General features: G+C 44.8%; 15 protein-coding genes. 2 read left to right on the top strand and 13 right to left on the bottom strand.

The features are described from left to right. Window positions 1–219 precede the first annotated feature (219 nt). Window positions 220–939: a hypothetical protein gene (locus ACLUYS_RS05150; RefSeq protein ID WP_230266539.1), complete on the bottom strand. Its 720-nt coding sequence runs from the start codon at window positions 937–939 to the stop codon at window positions 220–222. 217 nt (window positions 940–1,156) lie between these two features. Here ACLUYS_RS05150 and brnQ point away from each other — a divergent pair, with 217 nt between their 5' ends. Further along, window positions 1,157–2,248 (top strand): branched-chain amino acid transport system II carrier protein, encoded by a 1,092-nt coding sequence (gene brnQ / locus ACLUYS_RS05145; protein ID WP_230266538.1) that lies wholly within the window; start codon window positions 1,157–1,159, stop codon window positions 2,246–2,248. Window positions 2,249–2,403: 155 nt separating this feature from the next. Here the strand turns inward: brnQ and ACLUYS_RS05140 are convergent, their stop codons facing one another. The 11 genes from ACLUYS_RS05140 to galT form a co-directional block, all read right to left on the bottom strand. Further along, window positions 2,404–4,203, bottom strand: coding sequence for a hypothetical protein (locus ACLUYS_RS05140; RefSeq protein WP_230266537.1), 1,800 nt, complete (start codon window positions 4,201–4,203; stop codon window positions 2,404–2,406). Further along, the gene (locus tag ACLUYS_RS05135) at window positions 4,154–5,623 is read right to left on the bottom strand and encodes a flippase (protein WP_412659300.1); all 1,470 of its coding nucleotides are present in this window, start codon (window positions 5,621–5,623) and stop codon (window positions 4,154–4,156) included. Before ACLUYS_RS05135 ends, ACLUYS_RS05140 begins: the two co-directional genes overlap by 50 nt. Continuing rightward, a complete protein-coding gene (locus ACLUYS_RS05130; protein ID WP_412659299.1) occupies window positions 5,592–6,686 on the bottom strand; it encodes a glycoside hydrolase family 99-like domain-containing protein in 1,095 nt (364 codons plus the stop codon). The genes ACLUYS_RS05135 and ACLUYS_RS05130 overlap by 32 nt, the downstream gene beginning before the upstream one ends. A gap of 74 nt (window positions 6,687–6,760) precedes the next feature. Beyond that, the gene (locus tag ACLUYS_RS05125; RefSeq protein ID WP_230266534.1) at window positions 6,761–7,867 is read right to left on the bottom strand and encodes a glycosyltransferase family 2 protein; all 1,107 of its coding nucleotides are present in this window, start codon (window positions 7,865–7,867) and stop codon (window positions 6,761–6,763) included. A gap of 12 nt (window positions 7,868–7,879) precedes the next feature. After that, window positions 7,880–8,899 carry a glycosyltransferase family 2 protein gene (locus ACLUYS_RS05120; RefSeq protein ID WP_412659298.1) on the bottom strand — a complete coding sequence of 340 codons (1,020 nt, stop codon included), beginning with the start codon at window positions 8,897–8,899 and terminating at the stop codon, window positions 7,880–7,882. Continuing rightward, window positions 8,896–9,834, bottom strand: a complete 939-nt coding sequence (locus tag ACLUYS_RS05115; RefSeq protein ID WP_230266532.1) for a glycosyltransferase family 2 protein — start codon at window positions 9,832–9,834, stop codon at window positions 8,896–8,898. Before ACLUYS_RS05115 ends, ACLUYS_RS05120 begins: the two co-directional genes overlap by 4 nt. Continuing rightward, window positions 9,821–10,822, bottom strand: a complete 1,002-nt coding sequence (locus ACLUYS_RS05110; RefSeq protein ID WP_230266531.1) for a glycosyltransferase family 2 protein — start codon at window positions 10,820–10,822, stop codon at window positions 9,821–9,823. The genes ACLUYS_RS05115 and ACLUYS_RS05110 overlap by 14 nt, the downstream gene beginning before the upstream one ends. Window positions 10,823–10,824: 2 nt before the next feature. Further along, complete coding sequence (locus ACLUYS_RS05105; protein ID WP_412659297.1) at window positions 10,825–12,456, bottom strand: hypothetical protein; 1,632 nt, start codon at window positions 12,454–12,456, stop codon at window positions 10,825–10,827. 490 nt (window positions 12,457–12,946) lie between these two features. Continuing rightward, window positions 12,947–14,182 carry a nucleotide sugar dehydrogenase gene (locus ACLUYS_RS05100; protein WP_230266618.1) on the bottom strand — a complete coding sequence of 412 codons (1,236 nt, stop codon included), beginning with the start codon at window positions 14,180–14,182 and terminating at the stop codon, window positions 12,947–12,949. Between the two features lie 835 nt (window positions 14,183–15,017). Then, complete coding sequence (gene galE / locus ACLUYS_RS05095) at window positions 15,018–16,043, bottom strand: UDP-glucose 4-epimerase GalE (RefSeq protein ID WP_288339273.1); 1,026 nt, start codon at window positions 16,041–16,043, stop codon at window positions 15,018–15,020. Between the two features lie 206 nt (window positions 16,044–16,249). Then, window positions 16,250–17,746 (bottom strand): UDP-glucose--hexose-1-phosphate uridylyltransferase, encoded by a 1,497-nt coding sequence (galT, locus tag ACLUYS_RS05090; protein ID WP_288339274.1) that lies wholly within the window; start codon window positions 17,744–17,746, stop codon window positions 16,250–16,252. A 359-nt stretch (window positions 17,747–18,105) separates the two neighbouring features. Between galT and ACLUYS_RS05085 the strand changes: the two genes are divergently transcribed. Beyond that, window positions 18,106–19,266, top strand: coding sequence for an ABC transporter ATP-binding protein (locus tag ACLUYS_RS05085; RefSeq protein WP_412659296.1), 1,161 nt, complete (start codon window positions 18,106–18,108; stop codon window positions 19,264–19,266). A 39-nt stretch (window positions 19,267–19,305) separates the two neighbouring features. Here the strand turns inward: ACLUYS_RS05085 and ACLUYS_RS05080 are convergent. After that, window positions 19,306–19,610: hypothetical protein (locus tag ACLUYS_RS05080; protein WP_412659295.1), on the bottom strand; the 305-nt coding region annotated here is incomplete at its 5' end.

Genomic DNA, 19,610 nt, shown 5'->3' with positions numbered 1-19,610 from the left:
GCGTATCTAATATTCAGTCTCGCGTATACCCGTCGATTGTTTGACACTTACGGTCCAGCGGGCATCCTGCTTCTTTTTTAATTCCGAACGGCTTCCAGACGATCCTCTGGATCGATTGGGATATCGCACCCGCGATTGTAAATCTGTTTTTCAAGCAATACCCCAACAAAGCCAGCGGCTGCAGCATGCAGACTTTTGCGCGGTACAATCTGCGCCGTACTAATTGAGCGAGGAATCGAAGCTTTCGGGGTCCTTAAACAGATCTTCCTCGTCGTCTTCCTCTTCTTCATCCGGGTCGATGAATTCCCCTTTCAGGAACTCCCCGGTGTTCAGATCGATCGCGTAGCGAAAGGCGCGCGGGGTTTTCGGATTTCCCTCGGAATCCGTCTCGTCGGAAAGAATGAAGTCTTCCGCGGTGGCGTTATGTTCGAGGGCGTTCATGAAACTGGATACCAGATCGTGGCCCGCTTCCATGATCGCCAGAGCTTCTTCTGCCGTTGCACCCTGAAAAAGGATCGCCAGAATCCCCGGCGTAATGGAATGAATTTCTCCAATGGCCATGACCAGACTCGCCAGAACGCTTTCCTTTTCCGGATTGTATGGATTGACCTTCACCCGCTCCCGGTAGCGGATCTCGCCGCGCTGCGGATGGTAGAAGAACAGGCTTCGAGGACGTTCGTAATTGACCAGACAGATGAACTCCGCCATGGTGGAAATAAGATCCAGATCGTCTCGTTCCGTTCCGACGGGGAAGCTCATGGTCGTTTCAAAATCTTTTTCTCCGGTCAGGATGAGCATGTCGTAATTCAGTCCTTGAGACGACCCGAACGTCAGGGTAAACATTCCGTTGATCTCATCAAAATCGTATTTCCAGTTTCCGCCTTCGAGTACATCCTGAATGGCGTCGGAAATTTTCTTGTTATAGGGAACTGTTTCCATACATTGCTCCTTTCTGCAAATCGTTCTCTTGTTCTGAAGGCTTATTTACAGGTTCTGGGGCCTTCAGCCTGCCTTTCTCTTTGGATTTTATTGTAGCAGAACATGGAATTCGTGAATTGGCAGGGGGCAAACGAAATATGAATACGTTTTCGTCTGGATGATGTACTTTATGCACTTATAAAAGTATGGAATTGTCTTCGAATGCTACAATTTTTCTATGACTAAAGATATTTTGATTTTGGGAATCACCTTGTTTTCCATGTTCTTTGGCGCCGGAAACCTGATCTTTGCTCCCTACCTTGGGGCGCAGGCAGGCAGTGCTCTCGTTCCGGCTTTAAGCGGCATGCTCGTCACCAGTGTGGTCATGCCGGTTGTCTCCATCTGCATCATCGCCCCGTACCGGACCGCTTCCAATATGATCAGCAAAATCTGGAAGCCGCTCGGTCCAATTTTCATGACCATCGTCTATTTACTGATCGGTCCATGCATCGCCATTCCGCGTACCGCCGGAACCGCGATGGAAATGTGGTCCTGGCTGATTCCGGCCAGACCCGTTCAGATTGCGGCGATCTGTCTCTTTTTTATTGCCGCCTACTTCATGGCTGTCCATCCCGGAAAGCTTAAGGATATTCTGGGCAAGATCATGGGCCCGATTCTTCTGATTCTGATCCTCTGCGTCTGCATTCCGCTTCTGTTTGCGCCAGCCAGTGTTTCCGCTCCGGCTGCCGCATTTGCGAACAGCCCCTTCTGGACCGGCCTGAACGAAGGCTATCAGACCATGGATATTCTGGCCGCCTTCTGCTTTGGCATTCTGATTACGACCAACATCGAAAAAATGAACATCAAGAAGAAAAATCAGGCGCTTGCGCTTTCCGCAGTCTGCGCCGGTATTCTTCTTGCTCTCGTGTACATTCTTCTGGCGGTTTGCTCGTCTCGCAACAGCGTGCTCTTCGGTTCCTTCACAAACGGTGCGCAGATTCTTTCTGCCGCGGCTACTCAGACCTGGGGAAGCCTTGGACGCATTCTTTCCGGTCTGATCTTCCTGATCGCCTGCCTGAACGTCTGCTCCGGTCTTCTCGCCTGCTGCGCGGAATACTTCCAGGAAACGTTCGGCAAACTTTCCTACCGTTCCTGGCTGATCACCTTTACCGTTGCCGGCGCCGTTGTCGCCTGCACCGGTCTGGATTCCATCCTTTCCTGGTCCGGAACCCTGCTCTCCTGGATCTGCCCGATCGCGATTCTGATTCTTGCGATCGGTCTGTACAATTCCGTTCGCAAAAGCCTTGCGGAAAAATCCGCTGCGAAATAAAAGCTCATTTCACCAACAAAAGCGAAGACTTTCAGACTTCCTGAGGATTTCTTTAAGAAACATCCGGGTCTTAAAGCCTTCGCTTTTTAGATTTCATTCTTTTGTAAAGCATTCAAAATCTTCTGAGCGGAGTTCTGAAAATTTTATTGGGTTGTTCATTCTTTCAGAATATAGATCTGGTAATGGTCAGTGGTATACACAGGCTCATCTAAACCTTCAATATCAGCGGCTTCTGAAGTAACAAGAAGTCCGGGAACATCTCCATTTTCGAACGTCTTAGCCAAACTCTGATCCCATTCTGAGTAGACCTCAAATTCTGCATTTGGATTTAAAAACTGCAAGCCATTGCCTGGGTTACGGCTCGGAAGCCGACCAATATCGCTATTTACAATAACTACCTGTATGTTTTCATCATGCTGATTTTCGAAATTGCGAATATATTCTGAGATTGCCACATTGTCTTCTTGATAGGCACCCCAATCACTTACGTGATCCTTGTAAGCTTGATTGCCCGTAACAATCCAGTAAATCCCCATTATCGTTAGAATGAGGCAATAGAGAATCCGTTTTCTCTCTGCCATAAAGAGCAGCACCACTCCAATCCCAGTGAGTAAGAGACAGTTTCTCAATTCAATCCAGTTTTCCTTTACGAACCATGTAACTGCACTATTGTTCACCGGTGCTCTCCATCGAAGCTCACCCTGATTGCATTGCCAGGAAACCGAAAGAACAGTTAGAGCGTAAATACCCATTAAGATCAACAACTCTGTAAAACTCATTTTTCTAAGAAACAGCTCTGCAAATCCAAGGGCCAGACCAACACTATAAAGAGGCTCCAAATATCTGCCATAAACCACATGGCTAATTGTCGTTGGAGTAATCATGGAAACCGAGCTGATTCCTGCGGATAAAAGAAAGGACAATAAGACAAATAAGTAAACCAAAGCCAACTCATCCGCGCAGGCATTTTCCCCAGTTTTTTGGTGCCGTTTTGATTTTCCCTGAATCCATTTGAACAGTCTTGTCACACTACGGAGCAAGAGAAGTGGAATCACAAAAAAAGTCGCAGTAAACAGATAAAATAGCTTTCCGGAAAAAGAAAGCAGAAAATCACGTATACCTGAAATAGTAAACAGATATCGAATATTACCTGCCTGCCCGCTAATGTTATTTACATTGGAACTAGGACTGGACACCCAAAGATTATTGATCAGATCCGTCTTCAAAAGCGAAAACAAAAAGTAGATGATTCCAAAAGTAAGGAAAAAAATGAGAAGTTTTAAGATGGCATCTCTCTTTGTTTTTTGAAAAAAAACCGAGATAACTAATATTATAAAAACAGAGAGAACAAAGCCTATCATTCTCTGATGCACATAATAGATGTAGGCACACAAAACAGAAATACTTATAAAATAAATCAAGTTGTATGTTTTAAGCAACTTAACAAAAAGCACAGTCAACATCACGACCAAGAGCGAAAGAAAACACTCAGGCCATGTGAAATGGGAATTAAGAATATTCGAAGCATAGACAACGGATATATAAGCGAAAAAAATTGCCCAACTGCTTTTAATAGTTTTAGGATAGAGCAGTTTGATAAGACGAATTAACAGCAGGAACGTTAGCGCTAACCATAGCCCGTTAACCATTTGGGCCAGGGCATAAGCATTCGTATAGGATCCAGTTAAGCTAATGAATAGCTTTAGGATCAGCGAATATCCAAAAGAATAGTACGGAATCGTCGAAATTACAGTCGACCAGTTCTGTCCGTTGAAAAAAGCCGCATCTCCCCAATACCCAAATTCATCTTGATAAATCTGCGGAATGGAAACCTGTTTGTAACCAATCAAGGGAATAACTAAAAGACTTACAACGCCTAAGATGATTAACAGCCAAGGAAGATATTTACTGGTTTTTCGAATATTTGCGGGTTGAAATTCTACTTCTGATTTCATCACACACCTCTAAAATAGTCTTTTCTTTGAGCAAGTATAAGAGAATTAAGTTCACAATTAGGGCAAGTGGGAGGACCACAAGCAGCGCCATTTTCCAATTCAGAACGTTTAATTGGAGAGCATATATACCAACCACCGTAACGCCAACAGAAAGAAGAGTTTTGAGTACGGTTCTTTTCACCGAATTGAGTTTTACCATGTGCCTGCAATTTAAGAAGAGGAGAATAAACACTGAAATTTCTGCTGCAAAGGTGGCAGCAGTTGCGCCAAGTACATTAAACCGGGGGATCAGAAGAAGATTAAGAAGAACGTCAATTACTGAACCGACTATCGTGGCTTTCAGCATGACGGATTCTTTATTGTTTGGCACCAGGAGCTGCCATCCCATATAACAGTCAACAATCGAAAACAGAAAATTAATAGAGAGAATTTTCATAGCGGGATCTGCAGCTAAATAAGCTTCACCGCTATACAGGGTAATCAGCTGTCTGCTGAATACTGACATATATACGCTAATTAAAATTCCGCCCAGCATAATCAGACGAGCAATCTTTGTTGCCAGTTTGCGATACTCTTCTTTGTTTCCCAAGCCTATGTAATAAGTCAAACGAGGAGTAAATACTCCGAATATTCCAGTAACAAAAGTTGAAGCAAGTCTGGTCAGTTTTGAAGCTGCTGTATAGAGCCCCACACTCATATCTCCCTGCATAGCTCCAAGCATAGAGGAGTCAAGTAATGAATATACGTTCGTCGCGACAATAACAGAAAAAATTACCGTCAAAGGCTTCAAGTGACGCATTATCGATTTCAAGGACAATTGAACACGCGTTAAATTCTTTACAATCTCTCCGCCATTCAGAATAAAGCTGACAGCATAAGGAATTACGATTGACACTGCATAAATAAGATAATTTTGAGGACTTTTGACAAAAAGAAATACAACTACTAAAGATAAAAGCGAACCAATTACAGATCGAATTGTTATATAGGTGTATTGCTCATAGATATTAAAATACCAGTCAAAGTTTAAGCCATAGACAATAATGTATACCGAAAATACCCATAGCAGTTTCGAGTAAGTATCTGGAATAAATAAAGCAGTAAACAATCCATAGGCGATTAGAGAAATCACAGTACAGATAAAATTTATTACAATCAGCTCAATAATTAGTTTGTTCAGCAATACAGGTTCATCCCTGTGTTTAGAGCCTTCACGAATTCCGTAAGTCGTCACACCAAACGAGGCAAAGAGCTGAAAATACGATGCGATTGACTGAATGTATTGGACTTTACCGATCGGTGCTACACCAAGCATTCGAGAGGCGTAAGGGAAAATCAACAAGGAAGAGCAGGTTACAACCAAAGTTCGGAGAATATAAATAATGAAGTTATATTTTAGGCTTTTCCGTTTTTTCGTCATTCGTTTTCTCTCTTTGTTTCTCCTGCTCAATGATTTCCAGATATCTGGTTCCATAAAAGTTATCTGGCTCAAGATACGTTCCTTCGGCCCATTCGTTCCATGCGTTGATGAATACAAATGGTCCTGTCGTATCTTCAGTCATGAGTTTATGCAGCGTATCCTTAAAATATTGCGGATCATTATCTACCATCACGCTGCCGTTTTTCCCTTTTCGCGCTGTATTATCCCATCCAACACAGACTGAAGGGTTATTGTTTTCAGGTTGCGAGCGATTGGCTATATTTTCAAACACACTTTTTGAGTCATACTTCGTAAGTTTATGTAAATTCATATTTACCTTCAAAAAACGATCGATTTTTGCTGGAAGGCTCTGTTTTTTCATCTCGTTCGAAAAAGTATATACAGGTTCGAAGGTCATTGTCCCAGCAGCATTTGGTAAAACAGGCTTTGGCTGAATATAGTTAAGCGTTTCGAGAATATAGATTCCATCAAATCCATATTCGCGCAGTCTTCTATTCCAAAAATCGACCATCTCTGCACAGTTTTGAATTCGAGAAGAAGTATAAAGAAGCAGAACTGGCTTGTTATCGATTTTGATGTATCGCTCATCTTTAAAAAAGGGCAGAAAATACTGCAGATGGGATTCCCAGTCTTTTTCCCCTCCATATTCTTGCTGAATAAGTATGCTTTTTTCTCGACCGTCCCAGGTCCTTGCCCAGGTCTCATTAGCCCAGGAAAACATAAAAGGAATTTTTACATCCGTATTTGTCAGTAACTGTTCAACCGGTTTTTCAAGCAGAAGCTTCCCATTAAACCAGTAATGGTAAAAACAAAATCCATCAATTCCATAAGCCAGGGCTAAACTAGATTGGTCTGCAAGAACTTTGGGATCGCTTAAATCATAGTAATTGTGGTTAAGAGGAACTCTAGGCTGTAAATGCCCTTTAAATAAGGGAACAGCTTTTTTTACATTCACCCAATCCGTAAATCCTGGCCCCCACCATTCATCGTTTTCAGGAATTCTATGAAACTGAGGCAAATACAAAGCGATAATCTTTTTCATATAGGGCCTTTCTAATCTAATAACAAGAGCCAGTTCAATTAGCAGCTAACCTTCAATCGTCAATAATTGAGTATCTACTTTTTCGTGAGGTATGAAATGTGTGATAAAAAATTATTCTTCTGCATTTTTGATCCGGCACGATTAAAAAAGTAGACCGCGGGAGGAATCAAAAAATAAAACCTCTTTCGAATCAGACTAAGAAAAACTCGGTTTTTAACCACACCTTTTCTGACCTGTAACTTTGAAATGGAGTCCGTCTGGTTTTGAACGTGCTGTATTGCTTTTTTTGTCTGTTTCGTTTTTTCAAAATAACCAGCCGGATTATTCGGAGAATTAATATTCTCAATCTTTCCAATAAGATACTGACCGCAGAGAATTTGCTGCCAGGATCTGATCTCCTGCTCGCTAAGTTTTGATTTTTCGAGGATCCCAAGAATATAATCATAATAATTTTTGTATCTTTGATCATAATCTTTAATATATTTGTATGTATAACTCTCAGAGCCTAGATTTATTCTCCAGTAGTAATAGATCTTTGAAGATGTCGATACACAATTCGCATACAAATAAGCTTCCTGCATAAACGTCAAATCATCTTCAAAGTCAATAATTTTTCTGAACGTCAGCGAATTTTCATCAATAAATGCTCTACGAAAAAGGCATTTCCAAATAGATGGATAATGTCTTTTTGAATTCTCGGCCTGAGCAGGTAAAAAACTGCCATAAACCATTGAGAGAAAAAAATCGTGATAAATTTGCTGTTTGTTAAAACAGCCATCATCAAAAGTTTCAAAAGGGGTAGTTCCATCACCCGCTAATTTTGCTGTACCACCCATTGCAAAATCGGAATCATCCTGATTCAACAGAGTCACTAAATCTTGATACATGTCCGGTGCTACTACATCATCCTGATCAACAAAACAGATGAACTCACCGACTGCCTGTCTCATTCCATAATTTCTGGCGTCCGCGATTCCGCCATTTTCTTTTTGGAAGATCCTGATTCTTTTATCCTGCTTTGCCAGAGCGTCACATATGTGCTGACTTGTATCTGTACTGCCATCATTCACAAGAATAATTTCTATGTTTTCATATTTTGAGTTTTGAATTCTGCTGACAGTTTCTTTGAGGAATTTTTCTCCGTTATATACAGGGATCACTACACTTACAAGTCCATTCAAATTGTGGCCCTCCTAAAATGGGTTATTAATTTTAATCCAGCCTGCATTCTGCGCTTTCCTCAGGATCTGCATTGCACTTGGAAGCAGCACTAAACTCGCAGGAAACAATTTAGCCAGCAGACGTATTGCAGTTGAATTATTCTTGTCTTTTTGAATATTAGTCACGTAACGGCCTGCTTCTTTTTTCAGCTTTCGAAGGACCTGTTTGTCTGCGTGATGAGTCCGAGCGTCAACATATAAATTCAGAGCTACAACAAACTGTTTTGATTCTGCTGCGCATAATGCTTTCGGATATTTCTCTTCAATAAATTGATGGATTTCCTTGCAAATTGGAATCTGAATCATCTTATTTTCCGAAAACTTAGAATTGACGATACTGAATGGACGCTGCAGGTAATAATAGTTTTCCACTTGTGCAAAGCCAATCGCGTTTGCTTCGGAAAAAAGGTGATGCATGATGCTTAAATCCTCATACTGCTCGCCTATACGAAACGGATGCTTCGTTAAGATGCTTTTTAAATAAAGTTTTCCTGGAGCATAAATCGGAATTCCCTTCCTGTAGTACATATTGGCAAGAGCATCCGAAACAGTCATTTTTACAATATCCGGTGCAGCCAGTTTACTCAGTCCACTCTGAGAATATATATACGCTGCACTTTCTTCATTTATTTTTTTTACCTGAGTGACAGAGATTTCGCTTCCTGCCTTCAAACGAATGGTGTTGAGATCTTCTACATATCTAGAGGTTACAAAATCATCCGAATCTATAAAAATCACCCAGTTAGATTCTGACTGCTGAACACCATAATTCCGGGCTACGGACAAGCCTCTATTAGGAGTATGAAAAACTCGGATTCTATCATCTTTTTTCTGATATGCATCACAGATTTCTCCTGAGGAGTCTGTAGAGCCATCATCAACCAGAATTATTTCCAAGTTGGGGTAACTTTGAGTACAGACACTCTCAATACATTTGGAGATATACTTTTCAACGTTATAGACCGGTATTACTACAGCGATTTTTTCATTCATATCTGACTCCGATTTTTAAAGGACTGTCTGTCATACGTTCCAAAGACAAAAGCATTAAAAGCTTTTAAAATCACTCCCATTTTTTTAGCTTTATACTTCCCTTTAAATAAAACGTGGAAGAAATCATAGCCCAGTTTCCCCATGCACAGGAAACGGTACAATGCACCTTCATACTCCCAATATCCGATCAAGTTATTCCTGTAGTAGTAAAAAAACATATTGATTCGATTCGGATTGTCTTCTTTTACAATGGACAGGGCATCTGCTGATTTTCTCTTATGAACTGCCTTGCTTTTTCCCACCATGTATGCAGGGCCAAAATCCCGAATGATTCTCTGTGTGTACTCTGAATCATCACCCCAGATGAAAAATGGAGCCCAGGGAAGTCCGCATTTTTTAATTGCGTCCGCATTAATCAAAAGCGATACAAACGTAGCCTTTGATATATTTACGATTCCATCCCCTAGATACTTATACCAATCGACATATCCTGTGGTCATTCCTTTTGGGAGTTTAGGAACGTTCATCGGTTCATCTTGCAATCCTCGAATGGAGCTGGCTAAAAAACTGACGGGCTGCGGAAGTTTTTCTTCTGCTTCTATTAGCTTTTCAAGACAGTCCGATGCCGGTTCAACGTCATCATCCATAATCCAAACCCAATCCGCATCGCCGATTTCATAGGACTTCTTCATTCCCGCATGAAATCCGCCTGCTCCGCCTGTGTTTTGATCTAATGCCACAAGTTCTACACGCGAATCGTTTAGAACTCTCGCTGCTTTCAAATGCTCAATTGTCCCATCTGTACTGTTGTTATCCACGAGGATCAGCCGATTAACAGGATACGTCTGGGTCAGGATGGCATGAATCGTCTCCATCAGCATTTCTTTACGGTTGAAGGTGACCACTACCGCATCAATCTTTTTATTCGCCACCATATTCTCCAGCCTTGTTCGGGTCGTCTTTTTGCTTCACTTCTTCTTCACTCAAGCCATAGTCCATTCGTCTGAGTTCAAACTGAACTTCTTCAAGCAGTCTTCGGTTTGCGGCAATTGTGTCTCCAAGCAGTCCGCAGAAGAAGCCAATTACGCCGATCGTAATCAACATGCATGCGATAACCAGAGACTGAATGTGACCGTTTCCAGCTCCCTGAAAATAAAAGACAAGAAAACGAATCAGCACGATCAGGCCAATCAGGCTGAGAATGGATCCGAGAATGGTGAAACAGTACAGCGGCTTGTACTGCATCATGGATCGCAGAATAGTAAGCATGCTTTTCTTTACATAGCCGAACATGCTGTGGAAAAGACGGCTTGGGCGCAGTTCCGGGTTGGTTCGGATTGGAACACTCGTTACAGCCATTTTTCTTCGACCGGCCTGCACGATGGTTTCCAGAGTGTAGGTGTAGTCATTCACCACGTTCATTCGCATGGCTGTATGTCTGGAGTACGCACGGAAACCGCTTGGCGCATCGGGGATATCCGTCTGACTGGCTTTGCGTACCACCCAGCTTCCAAGATGCTGGAGCTTCTTCTTCAGCGGAGAAAAATGTTCTGTATCATCAATCGGACGTTCGCCGATGACCATGCCGGCTTCCCCATTCAGGATAGGGCGTACCAGTTTTTCAATATCTTCTCCGCAGTACTGGTTATCGGCATCCGTATTGACGATAATATCTGCTCCATTGCGCAGGCAGGCATCGAGACCCGCCATAAATCCTCTGGCCAGTCCTTTGTTATTTCGAAAATTGACGACATAGTTTACGCCCCATTTTTTAGCGACTTCAACCGTGTTGTCGTGGCTTCCATCATTGATAATGAGGTACTCAATTTCATCGATTCCATCAATATGCTTTGGAAGATCATTCAGAGCGACTTCCAGGGTTTCTGCTTCGTTAAAGCAGGGGATCTGAATAATTAGCTTCATGCTTAATTCCTTTCATATATGAACCAGCCATCATTCAGGGCAGTCGGCTGAAAGCCCTGATCGAGGAGGTTTTGATCCGTATCGGTATTCGTAATAACCACCGCGTTATCTTCTTCGGGAACGGACGTATACTCCTGAACTGGAATATCAGGAAGGGCAAACTGATAAAGCCATGCCACGCCCTGGCCAGCGGAACCTGCCGGCACATTGGCTACATAAATCGTGCGGTCTGCAGCATTTTTCTTTATGTAGGCAATTCCCTCTTCAACTGCCTGTGCATTTTGCCGGGAACGATACCCTTCATGATGGATACAGTTAAATCCATATACGTAAATCATGACGAGAGCAGCCAAAGGCAGAATCCATTTTTTAAAATTCTTTTTAAGAAGGAGAAGATACACTCCCTGAAGAAGGAGCATCGCAAATACGCCTGCCAGATAGGCTGCCGTACTGATGTTGTCTACAAATCCCCGGGTTCCAAAGAATGGGGCATAGCTCCAGACGGATCCATTAAAGTGATTAATATATGGAACAACCAGAATCACAAACAGCCCCTGCAGCAGGAGTGAAGTAACAATGGACGGAACCAGAATGGACTGAAGACGCTCTTTGTTCTGAAACGCACAGATTGCTGCCATCAGGAGCGGAGACGCATAAGCCCCATAGTAGCGAAGGTATGTCACCATGCGAAAAGCGTCCCTGTTTCCATTCGTGAACATCGCTTCATAAACCGCTGAAAGTTCTGTAATGGACTGACCGCCGATCGTGATGATGATGGCTGCGAAGCTGAAGACAGCTACGCAAAGAATCTGTCGGTTCTCATTGATTCTTTCCGCTTTCGAAAAAATCATCTTCATGAGGATCCAGACAGCCGGAACAGCCAGCCCGGCACTCATCATAATGCCTTCATTCAGCTGCCCAAGGATGATATAGAACCAGCTGATCCAGGATTTAGGCTCTCCAAGGAAAAGGGAGAGTGTTCCAGATTTTACGGTTACAGACGTATTTCCCACTGGGCGATTCATTCCCAGGTAATTGAGAACGAACTGAATTCCAAACTTGTAAAACAGAAGAGCTGCAACCGCCAGTACGATTGTGACTCGCCAGTCCAGCAAAGGCTTTTTAAACCAGATCTGATAAAGCACTGCCGCAGCGAGGATCGCAAAAACCAGGGTGATTCCTCGACTGTGCACGGTTATGGCATACCCGGTCACCACCCACAGAAAAATCGTCCATTTCAGACTCGCCTTCTCGGTAAGAATCAGCAAAATCCAGACAATGCTCCAGATCAGAAAGTCGTACAAAAATTCCGGATACGTGTAGACCGCTCGAAGCGCTACGCAAAACGAGCAGACAATTCCGGAAATAATTCTTCGCAAAGGGTTCGTGACATGAAAAAACCGCTTCATCAAATAGCAGACAAGGGGTGCTGTCAGACTCTGAAAAAGCGCCATCAGAACAACTAATGTTTTATAAAGCACAGCCGGATCACGGATCAAAAGAAAAAACGGGGTAAGCAGAGCCGTATACCCGAATCCGTAATAGCGGTAGCCTTCCATGACGCCGCTCCAGTCGTATCCAGCCAGTTTTGCAGCAGGCCAGAAAGAGAAGATTTCATCTCCGGAAATCGACATCGTCTTTATCCCCACCGTAAAAATCAGTCTTGGAATAAACACGGCCAGGAAAGCTGTCCAGTATGGATGTCTGAGACAAAATTCCCAAAATTTCTTCATACCTAAGCTCCTATATAGATTTGTAACAGGTTTGTCTTTTTAGCATGCTTGCCAAAACCGATAATATACTACACGAAAAGCAACTAGACTGGGTAGATTTCCCTCTGACGGGAATTGCTTGAATAATCTAATAAAAATTATTTTTATGCCATTTACCTCTTATTTTGCCGATATAAGTACAGACTTTTTCAAAAATGACTGTACATTAAGCAGGAAAGAAAAAAGGGTGAAGCGTTTTCACCAGCTTCTTCCCATAGCGGGAAAGTCCTGGTGTTAAGACACTTCACCTTTTTTAACGCCATTATGGAAACGCTGCAATTCGTTCTGTAATTTGGCTTCTGTTTTTCAAGAGCCTGACACAGCCAGACAAAACCATACTGTGTCCGTACCATCAGTCTTTATGGAAAATATCGCGGGTGTAGATTTTATCCTGCACATCGGACAGTTCTTTGCCGTTTCGATTTGCGATGATCACATTGCTGATTCGTTTAAACTCATCCAGATCATTCACTACGAGAGAGCCAAAGAAGGTCGCTCCGTCTTCAAGAGCCGGTTCATAAATCACAATGTTCGCACCCTTAGCACGAAGACGCTTCATAACTCCCTGAATCGAACTGTGACGGAAATTATCACTGTGCGCTTTCATCGTCAGACGATAAACACCGATTGTAACCGGGTGTTTTTTCTTTTTCGAATAGCGATCGACTGTATCTTCCTCATAGCCTGCCATTTTCAGCACACGATCGGCTACAAAGTCTTTTCTAGTTCGATTGGCTTCTACAATCGCTCCAATCATGTTCTGTGGTACGTGTTCATAATTTGCGAGCAGCTGTTTGGTATCTTTCGGCAGACAATAGCCGCCATAGCCGAAAGACGGGTTGTTGTACTGGGAGCCGATTCTCGGATCCAGACAGACTCCATCGATAATGTCTCGGGTCGACAGACCTTTCATCTCCGCATACGTATCCAGTTCATTGAAGAACGATACGCGAAGAGCCAGGTAGGTATTGGCAAAAAGCTTTACCGCTTCTGCTTCCGTTGATCCCATGTACAGGACCTGAACATCCTTTTTCTGGGACGCATCCTTAAGAAGGTCGCCAAACCGATGGGCGGCTTCGACTTGAATCGGATCTTCTAAATCTGCTCCGACAATAATCCGGCTTGGAAACAGATTATCGTAAAGCGCATGTCCTTCCCGTAAAAATTCCGGGCTGAACAGAATATGATCCGTTTTATATTTTTCATTGATCGACTTGGTAAATCCCACAGGGATCGTCGACTTGATTACGATAAACGCTTCTGGATTTACCGTTCGAATTTCTTCAATAACGGATTCAACGGCTGACGTATCAAAATAATTCCGTTCGGAATCATAATTGGTCGGCGTAGCCACCAGAACGAGATCTGCATTCTGATACGCCGATGCAGAATCTGTAGTTGCTGTCAGGTCAAGATCTTTCGTCGCGAGGAATGATTCGATTTCATAATCCTGGATCGGAGAAATCCGTTTTTGAATCATTTCCACTTTCTCCGGAATAATATCAACAGCTGTTACCTGATGCTTCTGACTCAGAAGCACAGCAAGCGAAAGACCGACATATCCTGTACCCGCAACTGCAATTTTCAGCTTTGATGTCATAGCGTTCCTTTCTGCTTTCCCAAATCGCGCAAAAGACCTCTCATTCGGAAAAATGGTCAGCAGTTCATACTTTGCAAAAGCTGCCAGCCCGTTCGGGTCAACTGGATTTAGGAGTTACACGAATAATTTAACAGATTGAAAGCTATACAAGGGCTGTTTTGGCCCCGTATTCAAGTTATGTGCACAATTTCTTTCGGTTCGTTTTTAAATTTAACAGCCGTTTGAGGCTGTTTCTGCACTTTTTTCAGATGAATCTAGTCAAATTCAACTTTGCTGTTCTAGCAAAACTGGACTCCGCACGATTTTCCGGCACCCTTATTCAAGGCCATTTTCTGACAAAAGGAATCCTCGGTCTTCGTCCTCACAGGAAAATCTGATAACCGCATGCCAGCCTTCACCCTAGTATTTCCAGCAAACAGATCGACACCTTTTTACGTTTTTTTGAGTTTTACGCTCGGTATTCTCACGTGTTTTTCGATTTTTCGAACCGTATTCTCACGTTTTTAGAAAAATGCTGAAATGTGACTGTCCTTGCCCAAAACCGGTGACTCGTCTTGCGTGAAGGCCGCACGCATCTTTATGGATTTGCCTATGCAGATTCCGCTCCTTTTTCCCGCTTTCCTTTCTGCTTACTAACTCAAGACATTAAAAAAGCAGCAGGCTTCTTCTCCTTTGTCTGACCGGTCTGTTCAGACCTGGTCTTACAGGAAATTTGCCTGCTGCTTTAATTTTATTGAGTACTGGCTGGCGATCCAGCCGTTCTGGATTTTTCTTCGCGTAGCCTTATGGGCGATTTTTCATTTAGAACGCGGGGATTATCGGCTTACTTTTCTGGTGTGTTGTAGCCGTCCGGGTTGTTGGACTGCCATTTCCAGGAGCTTTCGCACATGTCATCGAGGTCGTACTGCGCTGTCCAGCCGAGTTCTTCTTTGGCCAGATCGCATTTTGCGTAGCATGCAGCGATGTCGCCTTCACGACGCGGTTTGATGGAATATGGAATTTCATGACCACAGGCTTTTTCGAAGGCGTGGATAACGTCGAGTACGGAGCTTCCATGTCCGGTTCCGAGGTTGTAGATTTTCAGGCCGGCGCCATGCTTGATCTGATCGAGTGCCGCAACGTGGCCTTTCGCCAGGTCAACGACGTGGATGTAGTCGCGAACACCGGTTCCGTCTGGTGTTGGGTAGTCATTGCCGAATACGCCGACTTCCTTGAGTTTACCAACGGCAACCTGTGCTACATATGGGAGCAGGTTGTTTGGGATGCCCTTCGGGTCTTCGCCAATGCGGCCGGATTCATGCGCGCCGATCGGGTTGAAGTAACGCAGAAGCATAACGTTCCATTCCGGATCGGCGGTATGAACGTCCATCAGAATCTGCTCGAGCATCCATTTGGACCAGCCGTACGGGTTGGTGCAGGTGCCTTTCGGGCATTTTTCGGTAATTGGCATTTCGGCCGGGTCGCCGTAAACGGTAGCGGAAGAGGAGAAGATGATGTTTTTCACATTGTGGTTTCTCATGGCTTCCAGCAGGTTGATGGTTCCGGCGATGTTGTTGTTGTAGTACTCGATTGGCTTGCGAACACTTTCGCCTACGGCTTTCAGACCGGCGAAGTGGATGACGGCATCGATCTGTTCGTTGTCGAATACGCGGTTCAGATCGTCCATGTTCAGAACGTCGCCTTTGTAGAATTTCACTTTTTTGCCGGTGATTTCTTCTACGCGGTCGAGCGCTTTTTCGCTGGAGTTGTACAGGTTGTCAAGAACGACAACATCGTAGCCGTTGTTGAGCAGTTCTACGCAGGTGTGGCTTCCAATGTAGCCGGCACCGCCCGTTACTAAGATTTTCATTTCAGATTACCTTCTTTCTGATCCTCACTGGGATCCCGCTGTATATAAAGCAGGACATCTATTGCGGTTTATCCGCACCGGCGGATGCCGGCGGGAAAACGTCTTTGAGTGCTAGAGATTTAAGCCGCTTTTATTTCAGATGATTCTGTCTTTTCTTTCCAGAATAATGCGCCTGCAAACCGGGAAGAATTGAGAATGATTTTGTATTAAAGCGCGTCGATGAAGCGGCGGAACGCCTTGCGGCCTTCGGCATCGGTTTTGTAGACGCCGGCGTCTTCAAGAACGTGCGTGAAGACGATGCCGATTTCGTCATGAATGATCTGATCGATATTTTCTGCATTGATCGTATCGTATTTCTTCATGATTTCTTCGGCCCAGTCGGCGTGCTTTTCGAGTTCCGGATTGGCACGCAGATCTTCGCCGTTGAGCATGGCTTTCTTCAGATCGGACATTTCCTTTTTCAGACGAGCCGGCAGGACAGCCAGACCCATAACTTCGATCAGACCGATGTTTTCCTTTTTAATGTGATGCCACTGCGCATGCGGATGGAAGACACCCATCGGATGTTCTTCGCTGGTGATGTTGCAGCGCAGGACGAGGTCGAGTTCGTATTCGCCGTCACGTTTGCGGGCAATTGGCGTAATGGTGTTGTGCGGTTCGCCGTTGGCGTTCGCCAGGATTCCGGCAGATTCATCGGAGTAGCCTCTCCAGGTATCGAGAATGTGATCGGCTGCGGTGATAACGCGCGTGCGGTCAGTTCCGCGCAGACGGATAACCGCCATTGGCCATTTCACGATGCCGGCTTTGAGGTCTTCAAATCCAGGAATCGTCACTTCTTCTTCGATTTCGGCTTTTGCCATTGGGAATTCGTGGTTTCCGCCCTGGAAGTGGTCGTGGGACAGGATGCTTCCGCCTACGATCGGCAGGTCGGCGTTGCTGCCCAGGAAGTAATGGGGGAACAGATCGATGAAGTCGAACAGTTTTACGAACGTGTCGTGGTTGATCGCCATTGGCGTATGTTCGCCGTTAAAGACGATGCAGTGTTCGTTGTAGTACACGTAAGGGGAGTACTGGAAGCCCCAGCGGGAATTGTTGACGGTGATAGGAATGATGCGGTGGTTTGTACGGCCTGGATGATTGACACGACCGGCGTAGCCTTCGTTTTCCATGCACAGCTGGCATTTTGGATACGCCGACTGCGGAGCGGATTTAGCAGCAGCGATCGCTTTCGGATCTTTTTCCGGTTTGGAGAGGTTGATCGAAAGTTCGATTTCTCCATACGGCGAATCGGCACTCCAGCGCTCGTCGCGGGCAATACGATCGCGGCGAATATAGTTGGAATCCTGAGAAAGTTTGTAGAAGTAGTCCGTTGCAGCTTTCGGGCTTTCTTCATACAGTTTTTCGAACGTTTCCTGAATCTGGGCAGGGCGCGGCAGAAGAGCGTTCATCAGTTTGGCATCGAACAGATCCCGATAAGTAATCGAGTCTTCGATGATGGAACGCTCTGCAGCAGTGTCCAGTAGATTATTCAGGACTTCCGGCAGAGAAATTTCGGATCCGTCGGGGGTGTAAGCCGTTTGATCCAATGCATCCTGGTGCATCAGGTCGAGAAGCAGGTTGGCAGCATACGTCCGCTCGCTTTCCGGGAGCAGACCGGTCTGAACGCCGTATTCCACGAGCTTCAGAATGGATTGATCAGCCATTTTTTCCTCTTTCTATGGCCTCTTGGATGGCCAGTAAAGTTTTACTAAACTTAATCATAATTTACTAAATCCTGTTGCAATTGCAATATGATTTGCAAAGTTTACAAATATATTTTCTATCTTCTCCAGCTGAACTTTCAAGACCTTTCCGGCTGAACTTGGCCGTGAAGGGAATGAAACGTTTCAAGTCATCTGATTTGTTCATCGTCTTTTGAGCCCCTATTCTGAAAATGTCAGAGCTGGATGGGTATCTGCCTTGACCCAGATGAGATCCCCATTTATATTTTGAGATTTCTTAGAAAGCATTTTGCGGGCGTGAGGCCGGCGATACTTTCCCAGCCGTATATAAAGGAGAAGCTATGTCAGAGCTCAATCTCAAACATATTAAGAAAGTGTATCCAAACGGTTTTGAAGCCGTTAAGGACTTCAACCTGGATGTTAAAGACGGCGAGTTTGTTATTTTCGTAGGTCCTTCGGGCTGCGGAAAATCCACCACGCTGCGCATGATTGCCGGTCTGGAAGAAATTTCCGGCGGCGATCTGATCATCGACGGCAACCGCGTAAACGATCTCGATCCAAAAGACCGCAAGATCGCGATGGTTTTCCAGTCCTACGCCCTGTATCCGTTCTTAACGGTTCGCGAAAACATGGAATTCCCGCTGAAGATTGCCAAACTGCCAAAAGAAGAAATCGACAAGCGTGTCGCACAGACCAGCCGTACGCTCGGTCTGGACAGCCTGCTCGACCGTAAGCCAAAAGCGCTTTCCGGCGGTCAGAGACAGCGTGTTGCCATGGGACGTGCCATTGTCCGTCATCCAAAGGTTCTGCTGATGGATGAACCGCTGTCCAACCTGGATGCCAAGCTGCGCGGCCAGATGCGTGTAGAAATTTCCAAACTGCATGAAAAACTGGGCGCTACCATTATTTACGTAACCCACGACCAGACCGAAGCCATGACCCTGGGCGATCGTATCGTTGTCATGAGCGACGGTGAAGTGCAGCAGATCGATACCCCGGCCCACCTGTACGACTATCCAATCAACAAGTTCGTTGCCGGCTTCATCGGTTCTCCGCAGATGAACTTCATGGACGTTGTCATCAATGAAAAAGACGGCAAGACGTACCTCACGATCGGCGACGACAATATCCTGATTCCAGAAAAATTCGCAGCCCGCGTTCGCGAAAAAGGCTACAAGGACGGCGACACCGTTACCCTCGGTATCCGTCCGGAAGATCTTTCCGACGATCCGGAAGAAGTAGCAAGCCACCCGGAAGCCAAGGCGAAAGGCAAAGTGGAAGTCTATGAAATGCTCGGCGCTGCCAGCAACCTCTACGTAGACTGCAACGGAACCCAGATCATCGCGGCAGTGGATCCTTCTTCCAAGACCAAAGCCGGCGATGTCGTTGAACTCGCTGTAAACACTGACCGGATCCACCTCTTCGACAAGGACACTGGACGCAATATCCTGGTTGAAGTTGACCCGGATACCGGCATCGTAATCGAAGAGCGCAGCGCTTAATCGCGTTTTCGCCAAATGGACAGTCCCGAAGCTTTCGGGTCATTCCTTTCCATCGTTATTCCTGCGGCAGAGCACTCTGTGTTCTGCCGCTTTTTCTCTGTTTTCGAATAGCAGATTCCCCATTTCGAACCCTGTTGTGCAAAAAAATGCATGATTCTGGAAAAATTGTATTCTGGTACAATTTTTCCACGGAATTATTGTATTGAAATACAATTTTTCCAGAACCGGCGAAACATCTGCGCACAGAAGCTGAACCCTGATCCTTTCTTTGCGTCTGAGGGCAGGAGGGTTTGTAAGCGTCAAATAAAAGACGGGTATTTTCTCGACCGCCTCCTTGGGATAAT

Origin of the sequence: Allobaculum sp., from assembly GCF_047010065.1 — a bacterium.
In the GTDB taxonomy this organism is placed as follows: Bacteria; Bacillota_I; Bacilli_A; order Erysipelotrichales; family Erysipelotrichaceae; genus Allobaculum; species Allobaculum fili.
Note: the sequence above shows the minus strand (reverse complement) of the source record. Positions and strands in the feature narration are given on the sequence as shown.

Bases quoted from the DNA above. Each gene is read 5' to 3' on its own strand.
- ACLUYS_RS05150 (WP_230266539.1), bottom strand. From the start codon at position 939: ATGGAAACAGTTCCCTATAACAAGAAAATTTCCGACGCCATTCAGGAT.
- brnQ (WP_230266538.1), top strand. From the start codon at position 1,157: ATGACTAAAGATATTTTGATTTTGGGAATCACCTTGTTTTCCATGTTC.
- ACLUYS_RS05140 (WP_230266537.1), bottom strand. From the start codon at position 4,203: ATGAAATCAGAAGTAGAATTTCAACCCGCAAATATTCGAAAAACCAGT.
- ACLUYS_RS05135 (WP_412659300.1), bottom strand. From the start codon at position 5,623: ATGACGAAAAAACGGAAAAGCCTAAAATATAACTTCATTATTTATATT.
- ACLUYS_RS05130 (WP_412659299.1), bottom strand. From the start codon at position 6,686: ATGAAAAAGATTATCGCTTTGTATTTGCCTCAGTTTCATAGAATTCCT.
- ACLUYS_RS05120 (WP_412659298.1), bottom strand. From the start codon at position 8,899: ATGAATGAAAAAATCGCTGTAGTAATACCGGTCTATAACGTTGAAAAG.
- ACLUYS_RS05115 (WP_230266532.1), bottom strand. From the start codon at position 9,834: ATGGTGGCGAATAAAAAGATTGATGCGGTAGTGGTCACCTTCAACCGT.
- ACLUYS_RS05110 (WP_230266531.1), bottom strand. From the start codon at position 10,822: ATGAAGCTAATTATTCAGATCCCCTGCTTTAACGAAGCAGAAACCCTG.
- ACLUYS_RS05105 (WP_412659297.1), bottom strand. From the start codon at position 12,456: ATGTCGATTTCCGGAGATGAAATCTTCTCTTTCTGGCCTGCTGCAAAA.
- galE (WP_288339273.1), bottom strand. From the start codon at position 16,043: ATGAAAATCTTAGTAACGGGCGGTGCCGGCTACATTGGAAGCCACACC.
- galT (WP_288339274.1), bottom strand. From the start codon at position 17,746: ATGGCTGATCAATCCATTCTGAAGCTCGTGGAATACGGCGTTCAGACC.
- ACLUYS_RS05085 (WP_412659296.1), top strand. From the start codon at position 18,106: ATGTCAGAGCTCAATCTCAAACATATTAAGAAAGTGTATCCAAACGGT.